At 59.6% G+C, this 9,535-nt stretch carries 9 protein-coding genes; 2 read left to right on the forward strand and 7 right to left on the reverse strand.

What is annotated here, in order from left to right:
- Positions 1-8: 8 nt before the first annotated feature.
- The gene (locus FJ404_09435; protein MBM3823092.1) at positions 9-902 is read right to left on the reverse strand and encodes a DUF58 domain-containing protein; all 894 of its coding nucleotides are present in this window, start codon (positions 900-902) and stop codon (positions 9-11) included.
- Positions 903-906: 4 nt separating this feature from the next.
- Positions 907-1,908: a MoxR family ATPase gene (locus FJ404_09440; protein ID MBM3823093.1), complete on the reverse strand. Its 1,002-nt coding sequence runs from the start codon at positions 1,906-1,908 to the stop codon at positions 907-909.
- A gap of 135 nt (positions 1,909-2,043) precedes the next feature.
- Here FJ404_09440 and FJ404_09445 point away from each other — a divergent pair, with 135 nt between their 5' ends.
- Positions 2,044-2,604, forward strand: coding sequence for a hypothetical protein (locus FJ404_09445; GenBank protein MBM3823094.1), 561 nt, complete (start codon positions 2,044-2,046; stop codon positions 2,602-2,604).
- A gap of 347 nt (positions 2,605-2,951) precedes the next feature.
- On the opposite strand, the gene FJ404_09450 is transcribed toward FJ404_09445, so the two are convergent.
- The 4 genes from FJ404_09450 to FJ404_09465 all read right to left on the reverse strand — a co-directional run bounded on the left by FJ404_09450 (position 2,952) and on the right by FJ404_09465 (position 6,096).
- On the reverse strand, positions 2,952-3,197 hold the full coding sequence (locus FJ404_09450; GenBank protein MBM3823095.1) for a zinc ribbon domain-containing protein: 246 nt from the start codon (positions 3,195-3,197) through the stop codon (positions 2,952-2,954).
- A gap of 227 nt (positions 3,198-3,424) precedes the next feature.
- On the reverse strand, positions 3,425-3,730 hold the full coding sequence (locus FJ404_09455; GenBank protein ID MBM3823096.1) for a hypothetical protein: 306 nt from the start codon (positions 3,728-3,730) through the stop codon (positions 3,425-3,427).
- 78 nt (positions 3,731-3,808) lie between these two features.
- Positions 3,809-4,882, reverse strand: a complete 1,074-nt coding sequence (locus FJ404_09460; GenBank protein MBM3823097.1) for a GTP-binding protein — start codon at positions 4,880-4,882, stop codon at positions 3,809-3,811.
- 206 nt (positions 4,883-5,088) lie between these two features.
- Positions 5,089-6,096: an exo-alpha-sialidase gene (locus FJ404_09465; protein ID MBM3823098.1), complete on the reverse strand. Its 1,008-nt coding sequence runs from the start codon at positions 6,094-6,096 to the stop codon at positions 5,089-5,091.
- A gap of 72 nt (positions 6,097-6,168) precedes the next feature.
- On the opposite strand from FJ404_09465, the gene FJ404_09470 reads away from it, so the two are divergent.
- Positions 6,169-6,921 (forward strand): hypothetical protein, encoded by a 753-nt coding sequence (locus FJ404_09470; GenBank protein ID MBM3823099.1) that lies wholly within the window; start codon positions 6,169-6,171, stop codon positions 6,919-6,921.
- Between the two features lie 201 nt (positions 6,922-7,122).
- Here FJ404_09470 and FJ404_09475 read toward each other — a convergent pair whose 3' ends face one another.
- Positions 7,123-9,345: a tail-specific protease gene (locus FJ404_09475; GenBank protein MBM3823100.1), complete on the reverse strand. Its 2,223-nt coding sequence runs from the start codon at positions 9,343-9,345 to the stop codon at positions 7,123-7,125.
- Between the last annotated feature and the right edge of the window lie 190 nt (positions 9,346-9,535).

Here is a 9,535-nt window from a genome sequence, read left to right on the forward strand (position 1 = left end):
CCGGCGCGTCATTTCCAAACCTCCGCCCGCCTCAATTCTTTGAGGAGAAACGCGCCCAAATCGGTGTCGGATCGCGCGAGGAACCAGCCCATGCCGCGTGTCTGGCAATACTCGCGCAAACGCAGGCAGTATCCCTCAACCATTTTCCGGTATTCGGAGAGCCGGTACTTGCCGAAGGTGACTTCCTGCACGGCGCCCGTCTCGGAATCCACAAGGCGCAGATCCCCGAAATAATCGGGCTCGATTTCCTCGGCCGCCAGGATTTGCATGGCATGCACTTGGAAGCCGCGTCCGAGCAGCGCGGTCAGTCCCGGTTCGTAGCCCTCCGGATCCAGAAAATCGCTCAACACGACCGCCAGGCCCGCGTGCGGCGATTGAAGGGCCGCCTGCCGGAGTGATTCGTTGAGTCGCCCCGGGCCTTTCGGTTGCAACCGCCCGAGGGTTTCGAGAAAACGCAGGGAACTCTTGCGTCCGCGAATGCCTCGCAAGGCCATGCGCGCGCCCGCGTTCTCGGGCACTTCCGGAAAGGGCATGACCGTGACGCGATCGAAACCGCAAAGTGCGACATGGCCCAGGGCCGCGGCGACTTTGAGGGCGAAGTCGAGCTTGCGCGCCGCCCCGAAGCTCATGGATTCGCTCGTATCGATGAGCAGGAGCAGGGGCAGTTCGCGCTCTTCCTCGTACAGCTTGACGAATAACCGGTCCAGCCGCCCAAAAAGATTCCAATCCAGATAGCGAAGATCGTCGCCGGTGGCGTAATTGCGGTGATCGGCAAACTCCACCGATTGTCCGCGGGCCTTGCTCCGGCGTTCCCCGCGAGCCGCGCTCTGCGATTTGCGGCGGGCCAGCAACTCAAACTGTTCAAGCCGGCGCAGAGTTTCAGGCGATAGCAGCGCGCTCATGCCCTCAGGCGGTGACAGGCTGGGGATCTCGCGGCACTTCCTTGAGGACTTGGGCGAGCACGTGATCGGTGGTTATGCCTTCCGCCTCGGCTTCGAAATTGACGATCAAGCGGTGGCGCAGGGCTGGCGCCACGACCGATTCCAGATCCTCGAAACTGACGTTGAACCGTCCTTGAGCCAGCGCCCTGACTTTGGCGCCCAAAAGCAGGGTTTGCGCTCCGCGCGGACTGCTGCCGAAACGCAAATACTGATTCGTGATCGGCAGGGCGGTGTCGGTTTTAGGATGCGTGGCCAGAACCAGCCGGACGGCAAAATCTTTGACATGCGACGCCACCGGGACTTCGCGCACGAGCCGTTGCAATTCCTTGAGGCGCGCGCCTTCGATCACTTTGCTCAACTCCGCCCGGCCTCCCTCGGTGGTTCGATTGAGCACTTCCGTCAATTCGGAGGCCGAGGGATAGTTGACGACCAGTTTGAAAAAGAAGCGGTCGAGTTGGGCTTCTGGCAGCGGATAGGTTCCTTCCTGATCAATGGGGTTTTGCGTGGCCAGGACGAAGAAAGGGTCGGGTAACTTGCGAACTTCACCTCCGGCGGTGACGTTTCTTTCCTGCATGGCCTCGAGCATGGCGGACTGAGTCTTGGGGGTGGCTCGATTGATTTCGTCCGCCAGCACGATGTGCGCGAAAATCGGGCCCTTCTGGAATTGGAACTCGCGGCGGCCATCCGGAGATTCCATGACGAGATTGGTGCCGAGGATGTCGGCAGGCATCAAATCGGGGGTGAATTGAACCCGATTGAAGGAGAGGTCGAGCACTTCACTCAACGTGCGGACGAGGAGCGTTTTTCCCAGGCCGGGCACCCCTTCGAGGAGCACGTGGCCGCCTCCGAAGATGGCGGTCAGAGTGCCCTCCACAATGGCATCGTGGCCCACAATCACTTTGGCGATTTCCTGGCGGAGCCTCGTGTAAGCGTCGCGAAAGAGGTCGATTTTTGCGTCCTGATCCATGGCGTCGAGTGTTGATGTGACGACGCGCCGCTCCGGTTCCCCGGTCCTTACGCGTCTGAGTGTGCTGCGGGGTCAAAGTAGACTTGCTCCTGACAACTGGCAAGTTGGGAATCCCCGTGTGCGCGGTGCATCCCGATGTTGCCGGTGATGCAGGTAGGGCGCGTCCGTCCCGGCGCGCCGCCGGAGCATGATGTTTTGCATCCAGTGGGCGGCGGGCTGGGACAGGCCAGCCCTACCAACAACATCGGGATGCACGGCCGTGTGCGAGGAGTGGGAACTCGCCCCACGCCTGACTCGATGAGATCATCTCCTTTGGGTCGCTCGACTTCGGAGGCGCATGCCCCGGATCGAAGGCCCTCCATCCGCCCCATGCAAGCACGCCGCGTTGAAAAGACGTTGTCCGTGGAGGACGTCATCACTCTACGCGAGACTCCATTTCGCCGCGGCGAGTCTGTCGAATCATCGTCCGCGCATTTTTGGCTGTCGCTTCATCAAGTTCCCGCCACCCGCTTGTCGGCACTCCGACGGATTACCACCAAGCCATGCGCTCGACACCTTCTTTGCCGTCTTCGCGTCTTTTGCGTGAGGAACCTCATCTGCCTCGCGCAAAGGTCGCAGAGGACGAACCGTGCCTGGCATGAACATCGCAGGACGACCTTTCCCGGTCCTTCTGCCGATTGCCATCGACCAAGTTGACTTGGTGGCTGCGCCACTCTGCCGACCGCATCGGGATGCCAGGTATGGGTCCAGCGTCCAATTGGAACGCATCGCTGGACTGAACTGTCCGTGATGCGATTTAAGTTCCAGTCTCCTCGACCCAACCACGTCGCCTTGCTCGACCACGCCGGAAAAGCGCCAGAGGGCTGGCGCCCTCCAAGACCTGGCGGATCCTCCACCCGCCTCGCCGTCGCGAAGCGTCTTGGACTGCGGTAGCCCTCTACCGGTAGAGGTAGGTCCCCGGGGTGATTGATCGAAACTTGAGATGGGCCTTAGCCGCCCAGATCTAGCGAGAGATCGATGCTGATCAATGGCCGTTTCCAGAGTTACTGCCGCTCGTACTCCCCTTTGCCGGTTTTCTTGAGCACGGTGAATCCGGCTTTCTTGGCGTCGATGATGGACAACGGCTTGAGTTTCATGGGTGAAAACACGTTGGAAATGATTTTCCGCACCGGCTTGCGGCAGGCCGGGCATTGTTTCAGTTCCGGCGCGCTAAGAGGACGGCGGAGCGTAAATTTTCCACCGCAAACCACGCAGTTGCCGTCGCAAAGTTCGTATTCGTAAAGAGGCATGTTACCGTTCGTTCAGTGTTAGGTGTCAATCTGCTCCTGCTTCCCTGGAAACGCAATCGATCAACGGCTGCCCTCATCTACTCAGAAGGAGATTCAAGGCCGCGGCTTTTAGATGAGCACGAATCGGGACGGTCCTCCTGACGCGCTGGAACTCTCTTCCGATTCTCGACCGCCTGGATGAAACGACTCATTTGCAAAAATTCCTCGGTCGATCTGTGAAATCCGTATCATCCGTGGTTTCGCAGCCCCGAGCGTATCAGAGCGCGCAACCCTCGCCAGCCTAGCCAAATGAAAAAGGGATGAGCGACGACAATCAGCCAGGCGATCCAAAACTCCAAAGGTCGATCACCGAATTCCCGCACGGGTCGTTCGGTGCCGTCCGTTCGAGCCAGCAACCAGCCCGCGCCCAACGACGGAAACACCCAAAGAATCGACATGACGGCGAAAAACAGCGAGCGACGCTCTTCGGGTGAAAATTCCCCTGTCTTCAAACTGAAACCCTCCCGTTGACCGTGGGCCGATTGAATTCCCATCGGAACGAATGACGATGGCGCGGCACCCGAAAGATCAAGTTGCGAGGAAGGTGCATGGGTGGAACTCCGCCATCCGGATTAAGCCACGCAAGCCAGAAGGCCTTCGGCAAGTTCCTGACGGTCGAGATCCCTACCGATGAACACCAACTGGCTTCGGCGCGGTTCACTCGCGTTCCAAAATCGATCGGGCATGGCTTCAAAATGCGTTTGCACGCCGTGAAAAACGATCCGTTTTCCTTGTCCTTCGATGTGAAGGATGCCTTTGCTTCGGTATAAATCCCCGCCCTTGTTCGTGAGCAATCTGCCGAGCCATTCCTCTGTCTTCTTCAGATCCAGCGCCCGCTCCTCGAGCAACGCAATCGAGCTGACCCGGTCGTCGTGACGAGCGGTCACAGGCTCATGTTCGTGTTCGTGATCATCATGAGCATGATCATGATCATGCCCGCAACCGCAATGCTCTCCGTGCTCGTGATCGTGGTCGTGGTGATGTTCGTGCGTCTCCGCCTGGGCAGGCGCGGAATGAATTTCGAGCGGCTTCGACAAACTTCGGGCTCCGAGGGCGAGGAGCGACCCGACCTCGACCTGGGATCGAACGGTGCGGCGGATGGCAGCCAGCGAGTTCATCGCCCGCAACCTCCGTTCGATGGATTCCAATTGGACGTTCGAGACGAGATCGCTTTTGTTGAGGAGAAGGAGATCGGCATAGGCGATTTGGGCGGACGCCTCCGGAGCATCGTTCAGCTCTTTCTCGATATGCGGCGCGTCCACCACGGTGACGATGGCGTCCAATTCGATGCGATCGGCAAGATCCTCCCCTTGGAAGGTGGCGGCGATGGGACCGGGGTCGGCCAGTCCCGAAGTTTCGACCATGATGTAGTCGAAGCTCTTTTGATTCCGGAACAGTTCGGTCAGGCTGCGGATAAGATCGCCGCGCACTTTGCAGCACAGGCAGCCGTTGCTCAACTCCACGACCTCCTCCTCGGCCCCCACGACCAGTTGATGATCGATGCCGACCGAGCCGAATTCATTGATGATGATGGCGCATTTATAGCCGTGAGGCTGGGTCAGCAGGTGGTTGAGAAGCGTGGTCTTGCCCGCGCCGAGAAACCCCGTCAGAAGGGTGACCGGAATTCGATTGCGTTGCGTCTTCATTGTCGTCGAGCCCCTTTCTTATCGAGGAGGGGGCAAGGTGGCGAGGAATTTGCAGTGAGTTGGCCGCGAATCAGACGAAGCTGCGGATCACCGACCTTGGGTGACCTCATCATGTCTTGACCCCATTGCGTCACCGTCATCAAGCAATGTGTCGCGGTAAAGGAGGGCGAGTTGAACGCAACAGGCGGGATTCGTGAGGCTGGTCATCATTTCTCCAGCACCCATTCCAGCGGGAAGCGCGCAAAGACAAGGCCGGCGGTGTCGCCGCTTTCGTAAAGGATGCCGATGCGCCCGTCGCGCAGCACGGTCATGCACGAATACATCGAGAAGCCAGGATCGAGCAGCTTCCCATCGCTCCAGGTCTGCCCGTTATCCGTGCTGTGGCGAATGGTCAGGTGGTCCCGGCGTTTCGGGTTGTTCGGATTGGAAAGCAGGAGTTCGCCGTGCGGATGGCGAATGAGGCTGGCCTGACAGGTCGGATCGGTGACAGCCAGCCGGGGTTCGCTCCACTTGCCGTCCTTCCATCTTGCCCACGCGCGCTGCCCGGCACGGGCTTCATTCCGCATGGAGAGCAGCAGTGAGCCGTCGCTGCATTCGGCAAGCTGCGCTTCGCTGGTCGGTGGCTTCGCGGGAATCGCGGGCGGCGAGATTCTCCACGTCGCGCCCGCAGCGCGTTGGGCGGTGTGCTCCGAGGATTCTGGCGGAGCCAAGCCTACCTCTGGCTGGGCGTCTTCTACGTGATCTACCTCGCGATGGACATGGCTTCGCGCCGTAAACGACTGTGGCGGCTTCGAAATCCAGAATCCACACCTCAAACCTCCCAGGGGCGAGCGGAATGGGGCATTCCAGTGATCGGGGCCGTCCTCGGTCTTGCGGTTGGCAGTGGTTTGGATCACGTGGCAAACATTCTCCTGACGCTCGCCTTCCCCGGTGTCGGTCTCGTCTGGGCGGTCTTTTTCGGGGGGAACCCCTGGATCGGCGCGGCGCATCTGGCCCTCCTTCTGGTGGCGTGTGGTTTTTTCTTGGAGTGCGCCGCCACAGAACTGGATCTCTTGCGTTGGAGCGGAGGGCTCAACGACGCGGCTGCCGGTGAAAAGCTCACCGAAGCCACCCGACCCGAGGTTCTCTCCGACCCAGAACCCATCCCAAACACCGCACCCCCGGCTCTCCTGCCCAGTCCGCATGTGGAGGTCCGACGAGCCGCCGCGCCGCATTCGTCTCGATCAACCTTCTCTCCCATCCCAGGACCTGCCTCGGCGTCTGGTTCTTCCGAACCTCCTGCCTCTGTGCTCAAGCACGAACTCATGGCGAAGCTGTTGCGCATGGATTCTTCAGCCCTGGCATTGACTTGGAGTGCCGTTGCATTTTTTGCACTCCGTCCCTTTTTCCTGAGTGAAACCAGTCCTGCGAGCATCCCCACCCATTGGCTTCTGTGCGAGTTTGACGTAAGGAGGCTGTTCACGGCGCTCGTCTATCTCGGAACGATTTGGCATGTGTGTCGCGCCGCGCTCAAACTGCAAAGGTCCGGAGTCTGGGAGTTGATCCGAGTGAGTCCGATGGAGAATCGTGACTACCTCGAGCTCACGCTGCACCAGGCTATTACTCGATCTCTGCTGAAACCGCTCCTCTATACTCAACTCGCCGGACTGGTCCTGCTCGGACTGCTCCAAGGAGCCGGGCTTAATCCGCGAGGCCCCTTGGAAATCGTTTTCTATGGCTGGTGTTCGATCCGGTCGCTGATTCTGGCGAAGATTGTTGGATGGGCGAGCCTTTCTGCGTCCATGCGAACTCAAGCGGAAACTCAGGCCGCTGCGGGAGTTTTCTGGAAGACGCTGGTTCTGCCTTGGCTCGCCATGTTGGCCTGCGCCGCCGTCACGGGACCATGGGGAACGGCGATTCTTGGGTTTCTCCTGGATTTAGCTCTTTGGCACCATTTCCGAAATCAAGCGCTGTTCCGGATGCGCCGCCCCATGGAACCCGCCTCAACTCCTGCCGCCTGGAATCAATCGGCGCTCGCCATGGGCGGGCGCGCTTGTTAGGGAAGGTCTTCGAACCTCCCGACTGACTTGATGCTGAAGTTACTCGCCGTTCCGCACCCCGGCCCGGCGGAGTTCTTTTGTTTAACCCGGCCATGGATCATCCTCAACCTATCGCAAGATTTTGCGGCAGGGGCTTTCTCAAGTTTCGATGGATCACCTGGCGGATTCGCCCTGAGGCGGAGGCGGTCAAGCGGGGGGACTTCAGTTGGCGCCGGTTGAAGCGGTGCCCTTTCTCAGTTCGAGCAGCTTGATGTAGTCGGTCAGGATCGAGACCGTTTCTCCGAGGTGCGGGTCGAGTTTGGTGACATCATCCAGTTCTTCCTCGTCGGCCTCTTCCTTGGGCAGGGGTGTTTCGTTGGAGGCGGTAAGGGCTTCGGTGGTCCTGGCGGAGGACAATTTCAGGGGTTGATCCTTGTCGACCATGGCGAGGCTGAGATCGAAGATCTTCACGGGGTTGTTCTTGCGGGCGGCGCGTTCCTTCTTGCGCGCTTCGTCCCGGTCGCGGATTTCCTGAAGTTCCTTGAGCCGGGTGGCTTCATTGAGGGAGATGGTGCGGTCGGCCAATTGCTTTTTGAGCAACTCGATGTCTTCGTTCAGATAAACGAAGTCGGTGCTCTTGCGAACGCGATCCGCCGAGGCGATTTTGAGCGGCTCGAGAAAGGGGGTGACACGGTCCTGGCGGGCGAAGGGGACTGGAGTGGTTCCATCGGCCGGCAATGCATCGGGCAGGCTCGATTCCCCCAGTTCCATATAATCGTATCGTGACGGGAGAATAATATCCGGGGTCACACCGATCTTTTGGGTGGTGGTTCCCGCGACGCGATAGAACTTGGCAACCGTCAGCTTGAGTTTGCCCGGGTCGGGACCGAAGTCGTCATCGACGAAGGATTTCAAGGAGAGAAGTTTTTGCACCGTGCCCTTGCCGTGGGTGGCCTGGTCCCCTACCACGACGGCGCGTCCGTAATCCTGGAGCGCTCCCGCCGCAATTTCGGAGGCTGAGGCGCTCAAGCGGCTGACGAGCACGACGACCGGGCCTTCGTAGGCGACCTTGGAATTGGTGTCGGGATAGACTTGAGCACGGGCTGGGAGGGGCTTGTCGCGAACTTGGACCACCGGGCCTTTGGGGATGAAGAGTCCGGTCAGGGACACGGCTTCCTCGAGAATCCCGCCACCGTTGCGGCGAAGATCGAGGACAATGCCCGTGACATCCTCTTTCTTGAGCCGTTCAATCAGTTTTTCAATATCGCGGGAGCAGTTCTCATAAAACTGGGGCAGGGTGATGACCCCGACACGGGCGGTCTTGCCGTCGGGACCGGGTTGCTCGATCACGCGTGCTTTCGCGAATTGTTCGGTCAATTTGATCTCGTCGCGGATGATGGTCACCACCTTTTTCTCGGAACCGCCGATGGAATCAGCCGGAATAATGGTGAGGCGGACTTCGGTGCCGCGCGGCCCTCGAATGAGTTGAACCACATCCTTGAGGGGCATCTCGACGACATCGACGGCTTCACCGGCGCCTTGGGCAACGGCGACGACGCGGTCACCGGTCTTGATCTGTTTGCTGAGGTCGGCGGGCATGCCGGGGACGAGGCTGACGATTTTGGTGTAGCCGTCCTCCGATTGGAGAGTGGCGCCGATGCCGGTGAGGGAGAGCTTGATGCTCTTGATATCGAACTCCGCGGCGTCCGAAGCGCTCATATAATCGGAATGAGGATCATAGGCTCGTGACAGGGCAGTCAGGTAAAGCTGCAGAATATCATCGTTCTTGAGTTTCTGCATATTCTTGAGCTGCCGGTCATAACGCTTCGAAATCGTTTTGAGGGTCTCGGCCGGATCATAGGCGGGCGGTGTTTCCTCTTTGGCTCCTGATTTCTTACGTTCCTCGGCCTTCTTCCGCGCCTTGTCCAGAAAGGCGAGGCGGTCCTGCAGCAATTCAAATTTGATCCGCTGCCGCCAGAGCATTTCCGCCTCGGCTTCGTCTTTGGGCCAGGGCGCTTTGCTTCGAGTGATCAGAAATTTTTCGTCGCCGGTGAAATCGGCAGTGGCCGGCTCTTTGATCAGCCTCTGGGCGAGTTGATTTCGTTCCGTGAGACGGGCCAGGTACTGGTCGAAAATCTCGAAGGCAGGCGCCGCATCCCGCCGTAGGGTGTGCTTGTGAAGGACGCTGCCGTACTTCGCGTTCAAGGCGTCCACCTCCGATTGGAGGAGCACCATGTGGGTGAAATCGAGGGCGTCGAGATAGTTTTTGAGAAACGTCTTCGAGATGTTCTCGTCGAAAATGGCGTGTTTGTAATGCGCCTGCTCGAGGATGCGGCCCACCCACTGGGCGATGCGTCCGGAATCCGCGCGGTTGAGATCCTCCGCGGCGCTCAAGGGGGCCAGTGAAACCGCGGCGAGAAGAAAGACGGCAAGGACGTGGCGCATGAAAACCATGTGCCCAATGTGCCTCGAAAATCCGCGGAATCAACCCAGAAAGAGGGATTGCCAGGCCTGCCCGTGTATCCCGATGTTGTTGGTAGGGCGGGCCTGTCCCAGCCCGCCGCCCACGGGATGCAAAACATCATGCTCCGGCGGCGCGCCGGGACGGACGCGCCCTACCTGCATCACCGGCAAC

This window comes from Verrucomicrobiota bacterium, from assembly GCA_016871495.1.
Classification (GTDB): domain Bacteria; phylum Verrucomicrobiota; class Verrucomicrobiia; order Limisphaerales; family VHDF01; genus VHDF01.

Coding starts and splice junctions, on each gene's coding strand:
- FJ404_09450 (MBM3823095.1), bottom strand. CDS start 3,197: ATGCCTCTTTACGAATACGAACTTTGCGACGGCAACTGCGTGGTTTGC.
- FJ404_09440 (MBM3823093.1), bottom strand. CDS start 1,908: ATGGATCAGGACGCAAAAATCGACCTCTTTCGCGACGCTTACACGAGG.
- FJ404_09455 (MBM3823096.1), bottom strand. CDS start 3,730: ATGGGAATTCAATCGGCCCACGGTCAACGGGAGGGTTTCAGTTTGAAG.
- FJ404_09435 (MBM3823092.1), bottom strand. CDS start 902: ATGAGCGCGCTGCTATCGCCTGAAACTCTGCGCCGGCTTGAACAGTTT.
- FJ404_09465 (MBM3823098.1), bottom strand. CDS start 6,096: ATGCGGCGCGGCGGCTCGTCGGACCTCCACATGCGGACTGGGCAGGAG.
- FJ404_09460 (MBM3823097.1), bottom strand. CDS start 4,882: ATGAAGACGCAACGCAATCGAATTCCGGTCACCCTTCTGACGGGGTTT.
- FJ404_09445 (MBM3823094.1), top strand. CDS start 2,044: ATGTTGCCGGTGATGCAGGTAGGGCGCGTCCGTCCCGGCGCGCCGCCG.
- FJ404_09475 (MBM3823100.1), bottom strand. CDS start 9,345: ATGCGCCACGTCCTTGCCGTCTTTCTTCTCGCCGCGGTTTCACTGGCC.